The sequence below is a fragment of the Catenulispora subtropica genome (assembly GCF_039531675.1).
Taxonomy (GTDB): domain Bacteria; phylum Actinomycetota; class Actinomycetes; order Streptomycetales; family Catenulisporaceae; genus Catenulispora; species Catenulispora subtropica.
Map to the genome: position 1 here is coordinate 26783 of NZ_BAAAQM010000050.1, position 21068 is coordinate 47850.

The 21068-nt window shown below is 72.7% G+C and carries 21 protein-coding genes and 1 tRNA gene; 12 read left to right on the top strand and 10 right to left on the bottom strand.

Annotated elements, in window-relative coordinates; translation table 11 throughout:
- Positions 1 to 81: 81 nt before the first annotated feature.
- Positions 82 to 897, bottom strand: coding sequence for a class II aldolase/adducin family protein (locus tag ABD466_RS33170; RefSeq protein WP_344661181.1), 816 nt, complete (start codon positions 895 to 897; stop codon positions 82 to 84).
- An 85-nt stretch (positions 898 to 982) separates the two neighbouring features.
- On the opposite strand from ABD466_RS33170, the gene ABD466_RS33175 reads away from it, so the two are divergent.
- Positions 983 to 1606, top strand: a complete 624-nt coding sequence (locus ABD466_RS33175) for a TetR/AcrR family transcriptional regulator (protein ID WP_344661182.1) — start codon at positions 983 to 985, stop codon at positions 1604 to 1606.
- On the opposite strand, the gene ABD466_RS33180 is transcribed toward ABD466_RS33175, so the two are convergent.
- Entirely contained in the window at positions 1593 to 1958 is a 366-nt protein-coding gene (locus tag ABD466_RS33180; protein ID WP_344661183.1) for a MerR family transcriptional regulator, read from the bottom strand. The genes ABD466_RS33175 and ABD466_RS33180 overlap by 14 nt on opposite strands.
- 58 nt (positions 1959 to 2016) lie before the next feature.
- Between ABD466_RS33180 and ABD466_RS33185 the strand changes: the two genes are divergently transcribed.
- Positions 2017 to 2871 carry an NAD(P)-dependent oxidoreductase gene (locus ABD466_RS33185; protein ID WP_344661184.1) on the top strand — a complete coding sequence of 285 codons (855 nt, stop codon included), beginning with the start codon at positions 2017 to 2019 and terminating at the stop codon, positions 2869 to 2871.
- Positions 2872 to 2925: 54 nt separating this feature from the next.
- On the opposite strand, the gene ABD466_RS33190 is transcribed toward ABD466_RS33185, so the two are convergent.
- A complete protein-coding gene (locus ABD466_RS33190; RefSeq protein ID WP_344661185.1) occupies positions 2926 to 3999 on the bottom strand; it encodes a phosphotransferase family protein in 1074 nt (357 codons plus the stop codon).
- Between the two features lie 92 nt (positions 4000 to 4091).
- Positions 4092 to 5393 (bottom strand): adenosylmethionine--8-amino-7-oxononanoate transaminase, encoded by a 1302-nt coding sequence (locus ABD466_RS33195; RefSeq protein WP_344661186.1) that lies wholly within the window; start codon positions 5391 to 5393, stop codon positions 4092 to 4094.
- A gap of 147 nt (positions 5394 to 5540) precedes the next feature.
- On the opposite strand from ABD466_RS33195, the gene ABD466_RS33200 reads away from it, so the two are divergent.
- The 3 genes from ABD466_RS33200 to ABD466_RS33210 all read left to right on the top strand — a co-directional run bounded on the left by ABD466_RS33200 (position 5541) and on the right by ABD466_RS33210 (position 8300).
- The gene (locus ABD466_RS33200) at positions 5541 to 6734 is read left to right on the top strand and encodes a L,D-transpeptidase (RefSeq protein WP_344661187.1); all 1194 of its coding nucleotides are present in this window, start codon (positions 5541 to 5543) and stop codon (positions 6732 to 6734) included.
- An 87-nt stretch (positions 6735 to 6821) separates the two neighbouring features.
- On the top strand, positions 6822 to 7901 hold the full coding sequence (locus ABD466_RS33205) for an aldo/keto reductase (RefSeq protein ID WP_344661230.1): 1080 nt from the start codon (positions 6822 to 6824) through the stop codon (positions 7899 to 7901).
- Positions 7902 to 8000: 99 nt separating this feature from the next.
- A complete protein-coding gene (locus tag ABD466_RS33210; protein ID WP_344661188.1) occupies positions 8001 to 8300 on the top strand; it encodes a DUF2218 domain-containing protein in 300 nt (99 codons plus the stop codon).
- A gap of 153 nt (positions 8301 to 8453) precedes the next feature.
- Here ABD466_RS33210 and ABD466_RS33215 read toward each other — a convergent pair whose 3' ends face one another.
- Positions 8454 to 9104, bottom strand: coding sequence for a hypothetical protein (locus ABD466_RS33215; protein ID WP_344661189.1), 651 nt, complete (start codon positions 9102 to 9104; stop codon positions 8454 to 8456).
- An 8-nt stretch (positions 9105 to 9112) separates the two neighbouring features.
- Positions 9113 to 10045 (bottom strand): hypothetical protein, encoded by a 933-nt coding sequence (locus ABD466_RS33220; protein WP_344661190.1) that lies wholly within the window; start codon positions 10043 to 10045, stop codon positions 9113 to 9115.
- Between the two features lie 167 nt (positions 10046 to 10212).
- Between ABD466_RS33220 and ABD466_RS33225 the strand changes: the two genes are divergently transcribed.
- From ABD466_RS33225 to ABD466_RS33235, 3 genes are all read left to right on the top strand, one after another.
- Entirely contained in the window at positions 10213 to 11082 is an 870-nt protein-coding gene (locus tag ABD466_RS33225) for a TetR/AcrR family transcriptional regulator (RefSeq protein WP_344661231.1), read from the top strand.
- Positions 11083 to 11252: 170 nt separating this feature from the next.
- Positions 11253 to 11870, top strand: coding sequence for a DUF6230 family protein (locus tag ABD466_RS33230; RefSeq protein WP_344661191.1), 618 nt, complete (start codon positions 11253 to 11255; stop codon positions 11868 to 11870).
- Between the two features lie 2 nt (positions 11871 to 11872).
- Positions 11873 to 12343: a DUF6114 domain-containing protein gene (locus ABD466_RS33235; RefSeq protein WP_344661192.1), complete on the top strand. Its 471-nt coding sequence runs from the start codon at positions 11873 to 11875 to the stop codon at positions 12341 to 12343.
- Positions 12344 to 12495: 152 nt separating this feature from the next.
- Here ABD466_RS33235 and ABD466_RS33240 read toward each other — a convergent pair whose 3' ends face one another.
- Together ABD466_RS33240 and ABD466_RS33245 are read right to left on the bottom strand one after the other, a co-directional pair.
- Positions 12496 to 13764: an FAD-binding oxidoreductase gene (locus tag ABD466_RS33240; RefSeq protein WP_344661193.1), complete on the bottom strand. Its 1269-nt coding sequence runs from the start codon at positions 13762 to 13764 to the stop codon at positions 12496 to 12498.
- Positions 13758 to 15203 (bottom strand): FAD-linked oxidase C-terminal domain-containing protein, encoded by a 1446-nt coding sequence (locus ABD466_RS33245; protein WP_344661232.1) that lies wholly within the window; start codon positions 15201 to 15203, stop codon positions 13758 to 13760. Before ABD466_RS33245 ends, ABD466_RS33240 begins: the two co-directional genes overlap by 7 nt.
- Positions 15204 to 15492: 289 nt before the next feature.
- Here ABD466_RS33245 and ABD466_RS33250 point away from each other — a divergent pair, with 289 nt between their 5' ends.
- From ABD466_RS33250 to ABD466_RS33265, 4 genes are all read left to right on the top strand, one after another.
- Entirely contained in the window at positions 15493 to 16518 is a 1026-nt protein-coding gene (locus ABD466_RS33250) for a GlxA family transcriptional regulator (RefSeq protein WP_344661194.1), read from the top strand.
- Positions 16519 to 16736: 218 nt separating this feature from the next.
- Positions 16737 to 17387: an oligoribonuclease gene (orn, locus tag ABD466_RS33255; protein ID WP_344661195.1), complete on the top strand. Its 651-nt coding sequence runs from the start codon at positions 16737 to 16739 to the stop codon at positions 17385 to 17387.
- 131 nt (positions 17388 to 17518) lie between these two features.
- Positions 17519 to 17591 (top strand) — tRNA-His (locus tag ABD466_RS33260).
- Between the two features lie 125 nt (positions 17592 to 17716).
- Positions 17717 to 19033 carry a (Fe-S)-binding protein gene (locus tag ABD466_RS33265; RefSeq protein WP_344661196.1) on the top strand — a complete coding sequence of 439 codons (1317 nt, stop codon included), beginning with the start codon at positions 17717 to 17719 and terminating at the stop codon, positions 19031 to 19033.
- Positions 19034 to 19037: 4 nt separating this feature from the next.
- Here the strand turns inward: ABD466_RS33265 and ABD466_RS33270 are convergent, their stop codons facing one another.
- Both ABD466_RS33270 and ABD466_RS33275 read right to left on the bottom strand, forming a co-directional pair.
- Positions 19038 to 19898 (bottom strand): hypothetical protein, encoded by an 861-nt coding sequence (locus tag ABD466_RS33270; RefSeq protein WP_344661197.1) that lies wholly within the window; start codon positions 19896 to 19898, stop codon positions 19038 to 19040.
- 62 nt (positions 19899 to 19960) lie between these two features.
- Positions 19961 to 20893: a hypothetical protein gene (locus ABD466_RS33275; RefSeq protein ID WP_344661198.1), complete on the bottom strand. Its 933-nt coding sequence runs from the start codon at positions 20891 to 20893 to the stop codon at positions 19961 to 19963.
- Between the last annotated feature and the right edge of the window lie 175 nt (positions 20894 to 21068).

Below are 21068 nucleotides of genomic sequence, written 5' to 3' on the forward strand. Positions count from 1 at the left end.
GCCGATCAGCTCCTGAGCCGCCGATCGACCTCGCGGCGTCCACAACGGCCGGCCGCGGCCGGGCCGTTCGGCGACCGGCCGTCAGTCGAACAGATCCGGGTCCGACACCACGATCTGGTCCCACAGCGGCCGGGCCTGGAACCAGCCCGCGAAGTGGCCGCCGATCTGCTCGCGCACCATCAGTGCGGTCTCGCGGTCGATCAGCTTCGGGGTGCCGGCCGCCATCGCCAGCAGCTGGGCCTGGCAGGAGCGCTCCATGGTCACGAACCACCACACCGCCTCGGCGACCGACTCGCCGGTCGTGATCAGGCCGTGGTTCTGCAGGATCGCGGCCTTGTGGCCGGCCAGGGCGGCGGCGATGCGCTTGCCCTCCTCGACGTCGCCGGCCACGCCGCCGTAGCCGTCGTACAGACCGTGGTCCTCGAAGAACGCGCAGGCGTCCTGGGTGATCGGGTCCAGGGGGATGCCGAGCGCCGCGAAGGCCTTGCCGTACAGGGAGTGCGAGTGGGCGGCGGCGATCACGTCCGGGCGGGCGCGGTGCACCTCGGCGTGGATGACGAAGGCGGCGCGGTTGACGTGGAAGCGGCCTTCGAGGACGTTGCCGTCGTGGTCGCAGCGGATCAGGTCCGACGCCTTGATCTGGTTGAAGGACTGGCCGAAGCCGTTCACCCAGAACGTGTCCGGGAACTCCGGGTCGCGGACCGTGATGTGCCCGGCCACGCCCTCCGAGAAGCCGAACCTGCCGAAGATGCGGAAGCCCGCGGCCAGCTGCTCCTTGCGGTACCGGCGCTCCGCCTCGACGGTGTCGAAGGTCGGCGGCAGCGGGAAGTAGAGGTCCTGGGCGGCGTTGCCCACGGCCTGCTCGACCTGCTCGACGCCGGGTTCGGTGGTGGTCATGGCCGCCCCTCCGGTTATCGGATACATTCGCGTATCGGATGCGTGGTCGGATCGTTTCCCACTCCCGAGGAGGTGTCAAGAGCCCGTGCCCCGAGGCCTGACCAAGCGCCGGCCCCAGACGCTGGCCCGCCTGCTCGACGCCGCGCTGGAGGCGTTCGCCGCCACCGGCTTCGGCGGCACGCGGATCGAGGACGTCTGCGAGCGGGCCGGTTACACGCGTGGCGCCTTCTACTCGAACTTCACCAGCAAGGAGGAGCTGTTCTTCGCGCTGTTCGACCGGCACGCCGCACGGGTGCTGGAACGCTTCGAGAAGCAGGCGGACGCGCTGGGCGCGGGGCCCGTCACGCTCGAGGGCATCGCCGCGGCGCTCGCCGACATCGACGACGACGAGCGGACCTGGTACCTGGTCACGACGGAGTTCACGCTCTCGGCCATCCGCGACCCGGACGCCGCGCGCCGGCTCGCCGACCACGACGCCCGGCTGCGGGCCGAGGCGGCCCGGCTGCTGACCGGGCTCCTGACGCGCGCCGGCTTGCGGCCGCGACCGGGTGTCGACGTGGAGTCGCTGGTCAGGATGCTGATCGCGATCCGCGAGGGCGCTCTGGCGCAGAGCTACGTCGAGCCGGAGGCGCTGCCGCCGGGGACGCTGGAGCGCCGGTTCCTGCCGGCACTGTTGGGAGCGGTCACCACCACCGCTACCGACCGCTGACCACCAGCGGGCGCCCGATCAGCGAGTCCAGGATGTCGCGCGCCGCCGTCAGCGCCTCGATCCGCTCGGTGATCCGCGCGCGCTCGGCGGCCAGCCCCTCGCGCAGTTCGGGGCAGCGGCCGGTCAGCACCACCGAGTCGTCGACGACGTTCGGCAGGATCTCGGCGATCGACGCCGTGCTCAGGCCCGCCGACAACAGAACCCGCACCCGATGCACGGTGACCACGCTGCGCTCGTCGTAGTCGCGGTAACCGCTGGGCAGGCGCTCGGGCGCGAGGAGCCCCTGCTCCTCGTAGTACCGCAGGGCCCTGACGGAGGCGCCGGTGCGCCGGGACAGCTCGCCGATCTTCACCCCTCCAGCAGACCCCGGGCTTGACCCTCACGTCAACGTCAGCCTTTAGCGTCGCGGCATGGAATCCAGCACACAGAATGTCGCGGTCCTGGGACTCGGGCCGATGGGCCGCGCGCTGGCCGCCGCCTTCGGCCCCGGGGTGACGGTCTGGAACCGCACGCCGGGCAAGGCCGACGGGCTCGAAGCGACCATCGCGCCGTCCCCCTCCGACGCCGTGGCCGCCGCCGACATCGTGGTCACCTGCCTCATCGACTACCCGGCGGTCCGCCGCACCCTGGCCGCCGCCGACCTCGGTGGTCGAACCCTGATCAACCTCACCAGCGGCACACCCGACCAGGCCCGCGAGCTGGCGGCCTGGGCCGCCGACCGCGGCGTCCCCTACCTCGACGGCGCCATCCTCACCCCGACCCCGATGATCGGTACCCCGTCCGGGACCATCCTGTTCAGCGGCGACCCCGCAGTCCACGCCACCGTGGCCCCCACCCTCGCCGTGCTCGGAGGCCGCATCCTCCACCTCGGCCCCGACCCGGCCCGCGCCAGCGCCTACGACGTGGCGCTGCTCGACGTCTTCGCGACCGCGACCAACGGCCTCCTCCACGGCTTCGCCCTCGCCGCCGCCGAAGGCATCGCCCCACCCGACTTCGCGGCCTTCGCCGCCGGCATCGGCGCCCTGCTCCCCGAGATGGCCACCCGCTTCGGCGGACGACTGGCCGACGGCCGCCACCCCGGCGACCGCTCCACCATCGGCTCCGCCGCCTCCGGCATCGCGCACGTCACCGCCGCCGCCCGGGCCCGCGGCCTGGACACCGGCATGCTCGACGCGGCGCGCGCCGTGATCGACCGCGCGGTGGCCGAGGGCCACGGACACGAAGGGCTGAGCCGACTGGCGGTGATGTGGGGGAGGACCGGCTAGCCGCGAAGTACGGTGCGGTGCCGACAGGTCGACGGGGAGCCGCGGTCGCGGCCCCTACCGCGTCCGGTCCAGATGCTTCCGCCCGGCCTCGACCAGCGTCGGCACCGCCGCGCCCGCCTGCTCGAAGCCCTCGCCGAGGGTCAGGCCCTGTTCGTGCCGGTAGCGGATGCCCTCCAGGATCACCGCCAGCTTGTAGTGGCTGAACGCGACGTACCAGTCCAGGTCGTCGACGATGAGTCCGGTCGCCGCCTGGTACCGCTCGACGATCGCGCGGCTGTTCAGGAAGCCTTCGTGGTTGGTCAGGCCGCCGCCTCCGGACAGGATGCCCTTCGCCGGGTGCCCCGGGTCCTCCCAGTACGTCAACAGGAGTCCCAGATCCGCCAGCGGGTCGCCCACCGTCGACATCTCCCAGTCGAAGACCGCGGCCACGGATACCCCGCCGTCGCCGGCACCCCCGTCGTCGATCCGCATCATCACGTTGTCCAGCCGGTAGTCGCCGTGCAGGATCGCCGACCGCTGCGTCACCGGCACGGCGGCCCGCAGCCCGTCGCCGAGCTCGAACAGGCCTCTGATCTCACGGCTCTGCGACGCGGCGTACTGCCGTTCCCACCGGTCCAGCTGCCGATGCAAATAGCCCTCGGGCCGGCCGAAGTCGGCCAGGCCGACCGCGTCGGGGTCCACCGAGTGCAGCGTGGCCAGCACGTCCACCAGCCCCTCGCTCGCCGCCCGCGCCTGGGCCGGCGCGAGTGCCGCGCACTGCGTCCGCGCCCGCAGCACGACGCCCTCGACCTTCTCCATCACATAGAACGGCACGCCGATCACGTCCGGGTCCTCGCAGAGCAGGTGCGTCCGCGCCACCGGCACCGTCCCGTGCAACGCGGAGACGACCCGGAACTCCCGCCGCATGTCGTGCGCCGTCGGCAGCACGTGGCCGAGCGGCGGCCGCCGCAGGATCCACGACCGCCCGCCGGCGTCCCGGATCTCGTACGTCAGGTTGGACAGGCCGCCGGCGATCAACGTCGCGGACAGGGGCTCCCGCGCCTTCAGATCCGGGGCCCGCTCGGCGAGGTGGGCGGCTACGGCGACCAGGTCGAGGCCCACCGGAGCGGTGGCGGCGGGGTCTGTCACCCTTGGAAAGGTATGGCTTATCGGTCACTCGCGGAAGAGCGGCCTGCGCGGCGTGCGGGTGCCCGGCGCCGAGATCGCGACCTTCGGCCGATTCACCGCCCCGAGACGCGCGCCGCCGCGACCAGCGCCTCGGCGATCCGCACGACGTCCTCGTCCGGGGTCACATACGGCGGCATCACGTAGAGCAGCTTCCCGAACGGCCGGATCCACACCCCGAGGTCCATCGCCGCCTTGGTGGCGGTGCGCATGTCCGCCGGCCGCTCCATCTCCACCACGCCGATGGCGCCGAGCACGCGGACGTCCTCGACCCCGGGCAGCTCCCGCGCCGGATCCAGGTGCTCGGTGAGGAGCTTCTCGATGCCCGCCACCTGGGAGCGCCACGGGCCTTCCATCAGCAGGCCGGTGGAGGCGTAGGCGACCGCGCAGGCCAGCGGGTTGGCCATGAACGTGGGGCCGTGCATGAGGACCGGCGCCTCGCCGCTGGAGATGCCGTGCGCGACCCGGGCGGTGCACAGCGTCGCGGCGAGGGTCAGGTAGCCGCCGGTCAGCGCCTTGCCGACGGTCATGATGTCCGGGCTCACGCCGGCGTGGCCGGCGCCGAAGAGCTCGCCGGTGCGTCCGAAGCCGGTGGCGATCTCGTCGAAGACCAGCAGCAGGCCGTGCTCGTCGCACACCGCGCGCAGCACGCGCAGCACCTCGGGGTCGTAGAACCGCATGCCGCCGGCGCCCTGGACGACCGGCTCGACGATGACCGCGGCCAGCGAGTCGGCGTGCTCGGCGGCGAGGCCGCGCAGGTGCGCGGCGTACTCCTCGGTGCAGACGGCCGGCGGCCGGTCGGCGAAGACGTGCCGCGGCAGCACGTCGGCCCACAGCTGGTGCATGCTGCCGGCCGGGTCGGTGACGGCCATCGCGCCGAAGGTGTCACCGTGGTAGCCGCCGCGCACGGTCATCAGCCGGGTGCGGGCCGTGTGCCCCTGGGAGCGCTGGTATTGCAGGGACATCTTGATCGCGACCTCGACCGACACCGAGCCGGAGTCGGCGAAGAACACGTGCTCGAGGCCGGCCGGGGCCATCGCGGCCAGCCGCTCGGCCAGCAGCACGCCGGGGGCGTGGGTGAGGCCGCCGAACATGACGTGCGCCATGGCGTCCAGCTGGTCGCGGACGGCCCGGTCCAGGACCGGGTGGCGGTAGCCGTGGATCGCCGACCACCAGGAGGCCATGCCGTCGACGAGCTCGCGGCCGTCGGCCAGCCGGATGCGGACGCCGTCGGCGCCGGCCACCGGGAACGGCTCGACCACCGACGGCATCGGGGCGTACGGGTGCCAGACCCGTTCCCGGTCCGCGGCGGCCAGGTCGGGGGTCCAGGACAGGGCGTCGCCCGCGAAATCGCTCACCTGGGAATCAAACCACTTTGGACCTCTTGGGCGACAACTCAGCGCGCCTTCCTTCGATCGGAGCATCGTTTCGCATATATACGGAGGAAGCGGCGCACATATATCAACATGCACCGCTCATCCGTCACGAACCTGAGGAAGCCCAGAGTGCGCACCGGGACGACTCCGCGCCATCCCCGCCGGACCCTCGGCGTCGCCGCCGTCGCCACCCTGGTGGGCGGCACCCTGGCCTCGGGCGCGGTCCCGCTCGTCGCCCGCGCCGCCGTGGAGCCGGTCGCCACCCCCATCCCGCTGACCAGCGTACCCAGCGACGGGGCCACGAACATCCGGACCGAGGTTCCGGTGAGCGTGACGGCCCAGTCCGGCGAGAAGCTGGCCGCCGTGGTGCTCGCCGGCCCGGACGGGCGGGCCGTGCCCGGGTCGCTGAACCCGGACGGCACCACGTGGACCGCCGACTCCCATCTGAAGACCCGCACCCGGTACACGCTGACCGCGACCGGCGTGGCCTCGGACGGCACCCAGGTGTCGCGGACGTCGTCCTTCACCACCTTCGCCCCGGAGGCCGACAAGCAGCTGAAGTTCGCCGCGACCGCGCCCCAGAACGGCGACACGGTCGGCGTCGGCATGCCGATCCTGGTGCAGTTCACACGCCCGGTGACCGACCGCGCCGCGGTGGAGAAGTCCCTGAGGGTGGTCACCGACCCACCGCAGGCCGGGCACTGGAGCTGGCTGTCGGACGCCCGGCTGGACTGGCGCCCGGAGAGCTACTGGCAGCCGGGCACCAAGGTGCAGGTGTCGCTGGAGCTGGACGGCGTGCCCGCCGGCGACGGCAAGTACGGCGGCGGGGACACCGCGTTCGGGTTCACCGTGGGCCGCAAGCAGCTGTCGCTGATCGACCTGTCGAAGCACCGCATGACGATCTACCAGAACGACAAGCAGGTGAACTCGTTCCCGGTCACCGGCGGCAAGCCCGGGGCGGACACCTGGGGCGGCACCATGGCCGTGATCGACAAGTCGACGTCGGTCCACATGCAGTCCTCGACCGTCGGTTTCGGCAACGAGTACGACATCCCGGACGTGCGGTACGCGATCCACCTGACGTATTCGGGTACGTACATCCACGCCGCTCCGTGGTCCGTCGGCTCGCAGGGTTATGCGAACGTCAGCCACGGCTGTGTCGGTCTGTCGATGGACCGCGCCGCGTGGCTGTTCCAGAACACCATGCCCGGGGACCTGGTGCAGGTGGTGAACTCGCCGAAGAGCGTGGCGCCCGGCAACGGCTACGGGGACTGGCAGGAGAGCTGGAACCAGTGGCTCGGCGGGAGCGCGGTCAAGTCCTAGCCCCCCGCGCGAGCCGGTGCTCCGGCCGCGCGGGGTGCGGGGGTTGACCTGGAGTCGACTCCAGGTCATAACGTCCGGGGCATGACGATGCATTACCGAGTGCTCGGTGCCACCGGCATCGAAGTGAGCACCTACGCGCTGGGCACCATGATGTTCGGCAAGATCGGGAACCCCGACCACGCCGACGGCGAGCGGATCATCCACGCGGCCCTGGACGCCGGCATCAACTTCGTGGACACCGCCGACATGTACTCCAGCGGGGAGTCCGAGGAGATCGTCGGGAAGGCCCTGAAGGGCCGGCGCGACGACATCGTGCTCGCGACCAAGGTCCACTTCTCGCTGGACGACCAGCGCAACCACGGCGGCAACTCCCGGCGCTACATCGTGCGCGCCGTGGAGGACAGCCTGCGGCGGCTGCGAACCGACTGGATCGACCTGTACCAGATCCACCGCCCGGACCCGAAGACGGACATCGAGGAGACGCTCGGCGTCCTGACCGATCTGGTCCACGCGGGCAAGATCCGCTCCTTCGGCTGCTCCACGTTCCCGGCCGAGGAGATCGTCGAGGCGTGGCACGTGGCCGAGCGCCGCGGCCTGATGAAGTTCCGCACCGAGCAGCCGCCGTACTCGGTCCTGGCCCGCGGCATCGAGCGCTCGGTGCTCCCGACCGCGCGGCGCCTGAACATGGGCGTGCTCACCTGGAGCCCGCTGGCGTGGGGCTTCCTGAGCGGCAAGTTCCGCCGGGGCCGGGAGGTCGACTACTCCTCGGGCCGGGCTTCCCTGGCCGCCGAGCGCTTCGACCCGGCCCTGCCCGCCAACGCCGCGAAGTACGACGCGGTCGAGAAGCTGGCCGAGCTGGCCGACGAGCTCGGCTGCACCCTGCCGCAACTGGCCACGGCGTTCCCGCTGGCGCACCCGGCGGTGACGTCGGTGATCATCGGTCCGCGCACCATGGAGCAGCTCCAGGCCTCGCTGGCCGGCATGGACGTGGTCCTGGACGACGCGACCCTCGACCGGATCGACGCGATCGTGCCCCCGGGACGCGAACTGGTCTGGGAGGACGGCGGCTGGAAGCCGCCGGCGCTGAGCGACGTGGCGATGCGGCGCCGGGCGCTCGCGGATCGGCCGGCTGCGGCGGAGGAGCCGGCGGAGACGGAGAGCGAGTGACGCGGGACGGTACCGCTGTCGGGTGACGAGCCCGCGCGACAAGCCGAGGTGGGACGGACGGTGACGGGGTGGTGACGGGACGGCCGGAATAATGGCGGCATGATCGAGTCAGTCGCGCACGTCCGTACGGAGCGCCCCGAGCGCTATCTGAAGCAGCTGGTGTCCCACCTCGGCCGCAAGGTCGACGCCGAGCAGTCCGACGACGGCGGTTCGGGCACGCTGACCTTCAGCTCCGGCGGCTGCGTCCTGCTCGCGGAGCCCGGCACCCTGGTGCTGACGGTGCGGGCCGAGGACGAGGAGCGGCTCGCGGCCGTGCAGGACGTCGTCGCCCGGCACCTGATGCGCTTCGCCACCCAGGACGAGCTGGTCGTGGAGTGGTCGGCGGGGGCCGAGGTCTAGGACGGTCTAGGACGGTCCAGGGCAGGTCCAGGGCAGGTCCAGGACAGGTCCAGGACAGGACTGGCGGAGGAGCCCGGAGCCCGACCGGGCCCCTCCGAGGTGGGGCGGTCCAGAGTACTGCCTGGAGTGCCGACTCCGGACCGGTTCAGCGGGTCAGTTGACGAACGTGTTCTGGCTGGCCTGCGTGGTGTCCTTGATCGGGCCGATCCCGCCGGAGAACGTCCCGTTGGCCGGGCACAGGCTGGAGCCGGTGATCTTGTTGACGGGCTGGTTGGTGAAGGTCGCGCCGTTGGTGGTGTTGCTCAGCGCGCCGTCGATCTCGGTGACCGAGCCGGTGGTGCCGAAGTCGCAGACCACGTTGGTGCCCAGGATGGACCTCAGCGTGACCTTCTCGTCCAGGCCGGTGACGTGCAGCGTCGGGCTGGCGCCGTCGGTGACCGTGCCGGTGGCGGCGCCGTTGATCTCCACGCTGACCACCTTGGTGGTGCCCGAGATGGTGGTGGTGCAGTTCGCCGCGTCCGCGTGCAGCTGCGAGATGCTCTCGGTGGCGGTGCCGCCGACCGGCCCGTTGGTGGAGTCGGTCGCGGTGAACTGGCCGGTGGTGCAGGTGATCTTGCCCCCGCTGGTGGTGAAGACGAAGTTGCTGGAGATCGCCCCGGTCAGGGTGTCGCCGACGTTGACGTCGGTACCGCCGGCGCTGCCGACGGTCAGCACGCCGCCGGTGCTGGCGCCGGCCGGGCCGGCGATGCCGAGGGCGAGTCCGCAGGCGGCGACGGCCGCGGTGGCGAGGGTGCGCTTGCGCATGGCGGGTCTCACTTCCGTGTGGCGTTGATGGCGTTGGTCAGGTCGCTGATGCTCGGGTCGACGGCGATGGTGCTGCCGACGCCGGTCAGCGTGATGGTGTTGTGGCCGGCCGCCGAGGGGACCCCGAACAGCGAGTTCACGATCCAGTCGGCGGAGTCGAACAGGCCGCAGCCGTGCGCTCCGGGCACGGACAGCGCGTTGTCGACCATCGTCGCGCCGCTGAAGTCGATCACCGAGGTGCCGAACCCGTTCGGATCGTTGTCGATCGCGATGGTGCCGGGGTCGCCGGTGATCGGCTGGTTGGGCGGCGGCGGGCTGGTGGTGCCGGCCGTCGGGCTGAGCACGATCGGACTGCTGTTGGAGCCGACGTAGCAGTTCAGGCCCAGGAACGCGTTGAGCAGGTGCAGTTTGATCGGCAGCTTGAACAACGGATAGTTCTCGCCGGCGGACAACGGCGCGAACGCCGTCACCGGCCCGGCGGGCTCGATCAGCACGATGGCGCTGGTGACGCCGGGCCAGAAGTTCGACAGCCCCGGGATCGGGACGTCGAGCGGGCTCGCGGTCAGCTCCTTGCCGTCGGTCGGGGCCGCGGTGGAGAACAGCGCCGCGGTGGTCCCGTCCGGGAAGGTCACCGTCGGGCCGGTGGCCGACCAGTACATGCCGAACGTGACCGTCATCGGTGAGGTGAAGTTCACCTTGGTGGAGCCCACGGTGAACCCGCCCCCGCCGATCGTGGCCACCACGCAGCCCACGATCGCGTTGTCCGGGCTCTGCATCGGGGCACTCGCGGTGGGACAGGTGCCCATGCCTGTATACGGGCCCGAAGGCTGACCAGTGGTGGCGGCCGCGGGCGCGGCGGCGACCGCGACCAGCGCGGCCCCCGCCGCTGCCGCGGCCAGTGCACGGTTTCTGAACCGGTGGAACAGGCCTCGGAAAGCCATGTTCACGCTCCCTCGTCAGCGGGGAATGCCTACAGTGGCGGGGAGGCGTCGCAGAGGACGCCGGGATGGTGCGGGTAGTACGGATCACGCTCCGATACCGGCCGGTAACAAAACTCGTGGGAGTTGTAACTCCGCTGGGTTCGCCAGTCAACCCTCAGGGGGTGAAGATGTCCGTTACGCCCACCCGTCTCCCGCCGCCGATCGTGGAGGCGCCGCACGTCACCGTCTCGTCGGCGGCCCTGGCCCCGCTGCCCGGCGCCCGCGACGCCCGGGATCCCCAGCGCGCCATCAAACGCGGGCCCAGCCGCGTGCCGCGCGAGCAAGTGGCCGCCGCGCAGCGCGACCGCCTCTACGACGGCCTGGTCCGCACCGTCGCGGAACAGGGTTATGCGAACGCCTCGGTGAGCGACATCTGCCGGGCCTCCGGCGTGACGCGACCGGCGTTCTACGAGCACTTCGAAAGCAAACAAGGCGCGTTCCTGGCGGCCTACCGGCACGGCACCGACGTGCTGTTCGCGATGCTGCGCGACGCCTACGCCGGGGCCGTGGGCCAGGACGCCGCCACCGGCGCCCCGGCCCGTCCGGACTGCCTGGAGAGCTGGACCCGGGCCACCCGCGCGGTGCTCGGCGTGCTGCTGGACGTGCTCAGCAGCGTGCCGGCGTTCGCCGCGGCGGCGATCGTGGAGATCGACGCGGTCGGCCCGGAGGGCCGCCGGGCCCGGGCCGGCCGGCTGCGCGACTTCGAGGCCTTCTTCGCCCCGGCCCCGGCCACCCCGCCCGAGGTGGACCGGGACGAACTGGTCCGCGGCGTGGTGTCCGGCGCCTACGGCACGCTCTACCGGTACATCGCCGAGGGGCGGGGCGCCGAACTGCCCGGGCTGCTGCCGGACCTGGTCTACTTCGTGGTCGCGCCGTTCGCCGGGCCGGAGCCGGCGGCGCGCGCCGCGGCCGAGGCCCGCGGAGCGCATCAGCGCTCTGTCGCCCCGTGCGTTCCGGCGCTGGCCGGAGCCGGTGTCACCGGGGCGAGCAGCGGGTAGTGAATCAGGGAGCGAACGGTTGACCGATTCAAAACCCTGAGAGTATGTTACCGGTCGGTCACCTTTTGTGTGATCCAGTTCACATTCTCCGCACAGCCGGTGCCGGAAGAGCGCGTGGACCACGGCGCCGGCGTCGACCAACGCCTGGTGACAGGATCGAAAGGAGCCGAATGGCGACGAAACCCGCCAAGCCCGAGGGCAGGGTCCGCTACCGGCGGGCCGCCGTGCCCGGCCTGGCCGCTTTGGCCACCACCGGCGCGCTGGTGTTCGCGACCGCGCAGGGCGCCCTGGGCGTGCAGTTCGCGATCTCCGGGATGCCGTTCGACGTGACCGCCTCCAGCCTGCACGGCGAGGGCTTCCAGCAGTACGGCGGCCTGGACCAGACCGCGCCGGGCAGCCCGAACCTGCAGGACGAGAACGGCCAGCAGCTGGTGTTCGTGTCGGTCATCCGGAACGCGACGATCCACAACCTGTGCCAGAGCGTCAACCTGGTCGGCACCAACCTGCTGATCAAGGCCGGCGGCGGCGCCAACGCGGTGACCGCCACCAACCTGGTGCTGGACTCGGACTCCCTGGTCGGTGACGAGGCCGACTTCAACAACATCTCCATCGGCCAGGACGCCAGCACCATGACCGAGGTCCCCTCGCTGGCCGGTCCGCTGGGCGTGTTCGGCCAGCAGGCCGACAGCGTCGACATCACCAACGTCCGCCAGCACAACTGGGCGGCCACCGCGGCGACCTTCAAGCTGCCGAACCTGAGCATGACCTTCTCGGACAACGGCTGCTGAGCGTGACAGAACACGAAGAAGGCGCGCCCGCCGCGACGGAGGCCCGGCCCTCCGCAGCGCGCCGGGCGCGCCTGGCCTTCCGCCACTGGCGCCGCACCCGTCCGTTCTGGGGCGGGTTCCTGGTGCTCGCGGGCGGCGCCGAGATGCTGTCGCTGTTCTACGTGCCCTGGAAAGTCATCCTGCACATGGGCCTGTACGGCGTGTCGGGGTACGTGGTCCCGATCGTGCTGTGCGTCCTGGGCCTGAGCCTGCTGTTCGACCCCCAGCACCGGACGTTCTACTCGATCCTGGCGCTGCTGTTCTCGATCGCGAGCTGGATGACGTCGAACCTCGGCGGGTTCATGGTGGGCATGCTCGTGGCCATGACCGGCGCCTCGCTGGCCTACGGCTGGAGCGACGCCCCCGCCGGGGCCAAAGAGGAGGACGAGGAGACGGGGCCCGAGTCCGGGACGGAGCAGGTGCCGACCTCCTGACGCGTGACGCCGGACGGCTTCGGCCGGCCGCCGCCCCGGGCCGGCCGGCCGAGCGCCTCGAAGGCTCCCGGTCTGGAACCGTCAGCGGTGGGCTTGCGCGCACCACCGACGGCGTCGGGCGGCACCTCTGTGCCGGCGGCAGGTGAGGGCGCTCAGAACCAGGGCGCGAACCTCCCCGGCGCGAACCGGTTCTCCGGATCGAAGTTCCCCTTCACCCGCCGCATGACCTCCACCCCGCCCGGCGCCCGCCCCCACGACTCCACCATCGCGTCCACCCCCGGGCGGCGCCGGCGCAGCATCACGAAGCCGCCGACCGCCTCGACCGACGTCCGCCAGTTCTTCACCAGCTCCGCGTGCGCCTTCGCGTCACCGCCGGTGACCCGGACCGTGTAGCCGCCGGTGGCCGGGCTGCACGTCAGCAGCGCCTTCACCCCCGAGTGCTCGGCCCACGCCGCCAGGGCGCGCACCAGACCGGGGTCGACGCCGGGGCGGGTCGCGGCGCGCAGCACCGTGTCGCCGGGTTCGGCGATGACGCGCGCGGCGTGGGAGAACCAGAAGCCCTCGGACTCGTCCGCGTCCAGTTCGGCCAGGCTTCCGGACAGCAAAGCGCGGGCGGCGGCCGCCCGTGCCGCGGCGCCGTCGGAGGTGCCGTCGAAGCGGACCGCCAGCACCTGCTCCGGTTCGCACCACTCGATCGCCGTCGGCTCGGTGGCGGACCGGGTCAGCGCCCAGGCCAGGCGTTGCGCCGCCTCGGTGTCCACGTCCCGGACCATCACCGTGCGCGAGGTCTGCGGCAGCGGGTGCACGCGCAGCACCAGCTCGGCGACCACGCCGAGGGTGCCCAGCGAACCGTGGCAGAGCTTGGCCAGGTCGTAGCCGGCGACGTTCTTGATCACGTGCCCGCCGCTCTTGGCGATCGCGCCGTCCGGGAACACCATCGTGGCGCCGATCACCAGCTCGCGCAGGGAGCCGTAGCCCAGCCGCCGGGGGCCGGCGTCGCCGGTGGCCAGCAGCCCGCCGATGGTGGCCTCCGAGCGCGCCGGGTCGTACGGCAGCCACTGCCCGCGCTCGGCCAGTTCGGCCTGCAGCATGTCCAGCCGGATGCCGGCCTGGACGTGCACGGTCATGTCGGCGGGGCGGTGGTCCAGCACCCGGTCCATGCCGGCCAGCGACACCGTGGTGCGCGGGTCGCGGACCGGCGCGCCCCAGGTGGTGGCCGTGCCGGTGCCGCGGATCAGGACCGTGCCGGCGGTGACCGCGTCGCGCAGGTCCTTCACCGTGGTCGGGGTGATCGAGTGCGGGCCGGGCGGCGGCTCCGCGGCGGTGCCGGACGGGCCCGCGACGGCGGTGCCGGCGGTGTCGGAGCCCGGCCCCGGCGGCGTGTCGCCGGGCGTCGGGCCGGAGGATGAGGGGCCTACCATCGTTGGATCTTTCCGGTCTCTTCCAGCGGATGCGGCTGGTACGCCCCGGCCCGCGCCTCCCCGCACAGCGCGGGGGTCGGGAACACCTTGCCGGGGTTGCACAGCCCTGACGGATCGAACGCGGCGCGTAGACGGTCCATGGCCGTCAGGTCCGCGGGGGAGAACATCTTCGGCATCGAGCACGCCTTGTCCACGCCGATGCCGTGCTCGCCGCTCAGCGACCCGCCGAGCGCGACGCAGAGCTCGGCGATGTCGGCCGCGAGCCGCTCGGCGGCCGGCTCCTCGCCGTCGGCGGCCCGGTAGAGCACCAGCGGGTGCAGGTTGCCGTCGCCGGCGTGGAAGACGTTGGCCACCCGCAGCCCGGCGGCCCCGGACAGCCGGGCGATCCCGGCCAGCGCCTCGGCCAGCCGGGTCCGCGGCACGACGCCGTCCTGCAGCAGGAACTCCGGCGACAGCCGCCCCATCGCGGCGAACGCCGCCTTGCGCCCGGCCCAGATCGCGGCCCGCTCGGCCTCGTCGTCGGCGATCCGCAGCCGGGTGCAGCCGTGCGCCGAACACAGGGCGCTGACTTTCTCGAACAGCTCCGCGCACTCCTCGGCGGGGCCGTCCAGCTCGATGATGAGCGAGGCCGCGGCCTCCCGGTCGTAGCCGGCGTGCACGGCGTCCTCACAGGCGCGGATCGCGAGGTTGTCCATCATCTCGATCGCGGCGGGGACGATCCCGGCCGCGATCACCGCGCTGACCGTGTCGCACGCCGAGGGCACGTCCGGGAAGTCGGCGACGAGCGTGCGCACCGCTTCCGGCCGGCGCAGCAGCCGGACCGCGACCCGGGTGGCGACGCCGCACGTCCCCTCGGCGCCGACGAAGACGCCCCGCAGGTCGTACCCGGGCGCGTCGTAGCAGGGCGCTTCGATGTCGTCGGAGCCGAGCACGGCCACCGAGCCGTCCGGCAGCACGGCCTCGACGGCCAGCACGTGGTGCGAGGTGAACCCGTACTTCAGGCAGTGCGCGCCGCCGGAGTTCTCCGCGACGTTGCCGCCGATCGTGCACACCACCTGCGAGGAGGGGTCCGGGGCGTAGTAGAGGCCGTGCACGGCGGCCGCGGCGCTGATCGACAGGTTGGTCGCGCCCGGTTCGACCACCGCGGTGCGCCGGTCGGCGTCCACCTCAAGAATCCGGTTGAGCCGCGCCAGGGAGATCACGACGCCCGACGCGGCCGGCAGCGCGCCCCCGGACAGTCCGGTCCCGGCGCCGCGCGCGACGTACGGGACGCCGTGCCGCAGGCACGCTTTCACGATCGGCGCCACCTGCGCACGCTCCGCGGGCAGCAGCACCAGGCCGGGCAGCACGCGGTGCGCGGTCAGCGCGTCGGTCTCGTACGCACGGCGTTCGGCGGCGCCGGTGAGCGCGCGCAGCGTGGGGCCGCACCGCGCTGTCACGTCCGTCAGAACCGCTTCGAGCGCCCGTTCCCGGTCCACGCGCCGCACCCCCTCTCCTCGCCGAGCCCCACCCTCGATCCTCCAGTAGACCACCACAGATCACCACCGTGCGCCACCGGGGAAGCCGGCCGCGGTGACGGCGCGGGTGGACACCCGTGCCCGGGTCATGTATGAGTTCTGATAATCCACGGCCCGGCACGGCTTCCGCTCCAAGTCGCTTTTCCCTTTGCCTACAAAGGAAAATGGCTCGTTCGACGATCCATCTGGACCAGAGAGGTCAGCCGCCCGAATGACACTGACAGCCCCCCGCCCGCGCCTGGCTCCCACGCGCGACCGGGGCACCGTCGCCGTCCTGCTCTTCCGGGACGCCCCCCTGTTCGAATCGGCGATACCCATCACGGTGTTCGGCGTCGACCGGCGCGTCATGGGCCTGCCGTACTACCGGCTGCTGGTGTGCGCCGGGGAGGCCGGCCCGCTGGCCACCACCGGATCGCTGCGGCTGTCCACGCCGTTCGGGCTCTCCGGCGCCGACCAGGCCGGGACCGTGATCGTGCCGGCCTGGCGGGCCCCGGGGGAGCGGCCCCCGGAACCGGCGCTGGCCGCGGTGCGCAAGGCCCACAAGGAGGGCGCGCGGCTGGCCGCGTTCGACTCCGGGGTCTTCGTGCTGGCCGCGGCCGGCGTCCTGGACGGCCGCGGGGCCACCACGCACTGGATGTACGCGCCGGCCCTGGCCCGGCACCACCGCCGGGTCAAGGTCGACGCCCGCTCCATGCAGATCGACCACGGCGACGTGGTCACCGGCGCCGGCTCCTCGGCCGGCCTGGACCTGTGCCTGTACCTGGTGCGCACCGACCACGGCGCGGAGGCGGCCAGCGCGCTGGCCCGGCGCCTGGTGGTCGGCCCGGGCCGGCGCAGCGGCCAGGCCGCCTACTTCGACCGGCACCTGCCCAGCGAGCTCGGCGCCGGCACCCCGATCGGCGACGCCATGGCCTGGGCCCTGGACCACCTGGCCGAGCCGTTTGACGTCGACGAGTTCGCCAAGCACTCCTCGATGTCCCGCCGCACCTTCGACCGGCGCTTCCTGGAGGTGACCGGCACCACGCCGCTGCGCTGGGTGAACTCCCAGCGGGTGATCGCGGCGCAGCGCATCCTGGAGTCCACCGACCTGCCGGTGGACGAGGTGGCCCGGCGCTCCGGCTTCGCCTCCGGCCCGGCGATGCGCGCCAACTTCCTGCGCGTGCTGGGCACCCAGCCGGCCCGGTACCGCGAGGCGTACCTGGCCTCCCGGGCGCGCGGCGGCCGCGACGGGCACTAGCGAGCCGACTGCGAGATCCGGCAGCGCGAACGCGGCGCCGCGCCTTCGCGCGACCTGCAGGACGGTCCAGCTCGACTCGCGGGGTGCCGGCGGAACCCGCGATCGGCTCACCGGCCCGCGCCGGTCGGCCCCCTCCGGGTCCGCCCCGCCGCCTCGGCCCGTCCCCCGGCCCGGCCCTTGGCCTGCGGGGCGCGATCGGGCCTGGATAGGGTGGGCCCATGAGTGACAGGCTGGTGTGGATCGACTGCGAGATGACCGGGCTCGACCTGGACAAGGACGCCTTGATCGAGGTGGCCGTGCTGGTCACGGACTCCGAGCTGAACGTCCTGGGCGACGGCGTCGACGTGGTCGTGGCGCCGCCGGCCGACCGGCTCCCGGACCTTCTCGCCGGCATGGTGGAGGTGGTGCGCGAGATGCACACCGCCTCCGGCCTGCTGGAGGAGCTGCCCGGCGGGATCCCGATGGCCGAGGCCGAGCAGCGGATCCTGGCCTACGTCCGCGAGCAGGTCCCGGAGGCCGGCAAGGCGCAGCTGGCCGGCAACTCCGTCGGCACCGACCGCGGGTTCCTGGCCCGGGACATGCCCGAGCTGGAGCAGCACCTGCACTACCGGATCGTCGACGTCTCCTCGATCAAGGAACTCGCCCGCCGCTGGTACCCGCGCGTCTACTTCAACGCCCCGAAGAAGACCGGCAACCACCGCGCCCTCGGCGACATCCGCGACTCGATCGCCGAGCTCCGCTACTACCGCGAGGCGATCTTCGTGCCGCACCCCGGCCCGGACTCCGACACCGCCCGCGCGCTGGCGGCCAAGGTGGAAGCCGAGGAGGCCGCGCGCGTCGCCGGGGGCTCCGAGCCCACAGGCGCCTGACCTCCCAAGGTGCGGTGAGAGCACCTACGGAAAGGGTTGTGCAGAGCACGCCCCGATCCATGTATGCTTGGCGGTGCCAGCGCGGCGCGGGACGGCGGGAAACCAAAGGTCAGCGGCGCGGGGGGCACATGGTGGCCGTAGCTCAGTTGGTAGAGTCCTGGGTTGTGATCCCAGTTGTCGCGGGTTCGAGCCCCGTCGGCCACCCTCTTGGAAACAGCTCCTGACCTCAGGTCGGGAGCTTTTTCGTTGCCGGGCCCGGCTCACGGCCTCGCCAGAGAAACCACGCGGCGACCCTAGTGGTCCGGCACTCGCTCAGTACACTGCCCGCCATGGGCGAGAACCTCGACGACCTGACCTCGGCCTGCGTCCACTGCGGGTTCTGCCTCCCGGCCTGCCCCACCTACGCCCTCACCGGGGACGAGAACGACTCCCCGCGCGGCCGCATCCACCTCATGCGTCAGGTGATCACCGGACAAGCCGACCTCGACCCCGCGGTCGCCGAACACGTCGACTCGTGCCTCGGCTGCCTGTCGTGCGTCAGCGCCTGTCCGTCCGGCGTCCAGTACGACCGGATCATCGAGGAGTTCCGGCCGAAGGTCGAGCAGGCCTACGCCGAGCCGCGGGGCGACGCGCTCTTCCGGCGCCTCGTGTTCGCGCTGTTCCCGCATCCGCTGCGGCTCCGGGTGGCGGCCCTCGGCGCCGTCGCCTACCGCCGAACGGGTGGCGCGGCCCTGGTCCGTTCCAGTGGTCTTCTGCGCCGTTTCCCCCGGCTCGGCGCGATGGAGGCTCTGATGCCCCCGACCACCCTGCGCACGGCGTGGCGGTCGTCCGCGCCGCACAACCCGGCGCGCGGCGCGCGGCGGCGGACCGTGGGGCTGGTCGCCGGGTGCGTGCAGCGGGTGTTCTTCGGCGACGTCAACGCCGCCACGGTGCGCGTGCTCCAGGCCGAGGGCTGCGACGTCGAGGTCCCGGCGCAGGGGTGCTGCGGCGCGCTGTCGCTGCACGCCGGACGAGAGGACGAGGCCCGGCGCCACGCGCGGCGGATGATCGACGCGTTCGACGAGGGGGAGGGCCTCGACGCGGTCGTGGTCAACGTCGCGGGCTGCGGCTCGACACTGAAGGAGTACGGCGCCCTGCTCGCGGGCGACCCCGCCTACGCCGACCGCGCCGCCGCCTTCGCCGCCAAGGTGCGGGACGTCTCCGAAGTGCTCGACGACCTCGAACCGGTCGCCGAGCGCCACCCGGTCCCGGCGCGCGTCGCGTACCACGACGCCTGCCACCTCGCGCACGGCCAGGGCGTCCGCGCCCAGCCCCGCCGCGTGCTGGCCGGCATCCCGGACCTCACGCTCGTCGAGCCCGCCGAGGCCGCCTTCTGCTGCGGCTCGGCGGGGATCCACAACCTGGTCCGCCCGGAGGCCGCCGAACAGCTCGGCCGCCGCAAGGCCGAGCGGATCCGGGCCACGGACCCGGACCTGGTCGCCACCGGCAATCCCGGCTGCCTGCTCCAGATCCGGCGCTACCTTGACGAGGGGGACCAGCCGCCGATCCCGGTCGTGCACCCGGTCGAGATCGTCGACGCCTCGATCCGCGGCTTGCGGCTCAACCCGCGCCGGGCGCGCCGGCGGACACCCCGGGGCGAGGCCTGACCGCTCACCCCACCGGGGCGTCGATCCACTTCGTCACGTCGTGCTGGCGCGACTCCCGCACCCGCTTGCCGTCCGGCGCCACCAGGACCCGCTGCGCCACCACCGTGCCGTCGTCCTGCCGCACCGCTTCCCACCAGTGCTCCAGCTTCATCGGCGCGGCCCGGTTCTTCATCTTCTGCAGCGCCAGCTCGGTCATCTCCACCCGCCGCCGCGGGCATAGTTCGGCCGTGAGCTGGACCGCCGCCCGCGAGCCGTCGAGCAGGTCGAGCCGGGCCCGCGACCCGTCGCCGAAGACCAGGCTGAGGTCGCCGCCGTGGGTTCCGAAGGCGTGCTTCACCACCGAGGCGATCGCGGTGCGCGGCGTCTCCCACAGCACCTCGGCGGGTGTCAGGCCGGCCTTCGTGGAGACGCCCAGGACCACCACCCGCCGGTCGGTCACGGCCAGGTCCGTCGCGGTGTCCGCCGGCCGGCGGTCGGGGTCCAGCCGGTACGGCAGCGTGCGGGCCGCCGTGCCCGGAGCGGCGACCAGGACCGGGAAGTCCTCGACCTCGTGGGCGGGGTCGGCCGACCTGGCGCCGTCGCCCACCGACACGTCCGGGTTGGCGTTGCTGACCGCGTTGATCGCCATCGCCGCGATCACCACGATGCCCTTGCCGATGCCGCCCAGGGTCCTGCCGGTCCGGGCGGCCGCCTCGCTGCGCGGCGTGTACGCCGGGCCCGCGGGCCAGCCCAGTTCGGGGGTGATGTCGCGGCCGGCCTCGTCGCGGAACCAGCGCATGCCGGCCACCTTGGCGGCCCGGCCGGTCGCGAAGGCGACCCGGCCCCGGTAGAGCAGCGTCTCGTCGGATTCGGGATACCAGTCCATAGCGCAGAGAGCTTATTTCACGAGGGTGGACGAGCGGCGGGCCGAGCGGCGGGCCGAGCGGCTCAGTCCGAGGTCGACCGTTCGATCTTGCGTCTCTGCCAGGCCGGCCACCAGCGGTCCAGGATGAAGTACGTGAGGATGCCCAGGCTGATCGCCACCAGGTGCTCGCGCCCGGCCAGGTTCGGCAGGATCGCCGCCTCGCCGCCCATCGACACCGCGGTCAGCGCCACGACCCAGTACGTGCGCAGCCGCAGCGCCAGGTAGATCAGCAGGGCCACCACCGACACCGACGGACCGGTGTCGACCTGGAAGTTGTCGATCCCCGGCGTCCCTATGTGCAGCCAGTTGCTGGCGTAGACCATCACCCGGGCCGCCATCGAGGTCACCGCGCTGGTGACGAAGGCGATCGCCAGCATCTTCCGCCAGCCCAGCCAGCACTCCGCGATCCCGAACGCGATCAGCACCTGGGCCATCGCGCCCCAGGCCGGAAGGTCCGGCGCCGGGGCGAACAGCGACAGCGGCAGCTGCGGCAGCACCTCCCACAGCGGCTCGCCCTGCCGCACCCCGGCCACGTGCTGCACGAACGCCAGCCCGGTCGGCCGGATCATCTCCAGGACCCACAGCACGCCGATCAGCGCCACGCACATCAGCGTCGCCGGGATCGCCATCAGCTTGCGCTCGCGAACCTTGCGCACCGGTACCGAGAAGAAGGTGACCATGTCGCGGGCGAAGCTGAGGCCGACGGCGACGGCCGCGCGGACCAGCGGGTTGCGGCGACGGCCCTCCGGTGGGGAGGCGGGGACGGCGGTGCCCCGCGGGCTCCGGCCGGCGTCCGGCCGGTCCGGCTGCCCGCCGGCCGCGACCGCCTCGCCGGTCCGTGGTCCGTCCACGCCGGCCCCCGGGTCGCCCTCGGCCTGGGTCGCGCTGCCGGAACCGCCCGCGGGCGCGGTCCCGGCCGGTGGTTGCGGCCTGTCGGTCACGGTGTCATTCGCCATCGTCGTCGTCCCCCCGGATCGGTAGCCGTGGCGTCCGGCATGGCTGGCTGTACTGGAAATCCGCCTCCTAGGAGGATGGTAGCAACGTCGGAAGATCCGACGTCGGCTCGGGCGCGGACGGTGATCACGCGGTTCCCCTGCCCGCTCGCGCATCGCACTACTCGGCGTCGCGCGG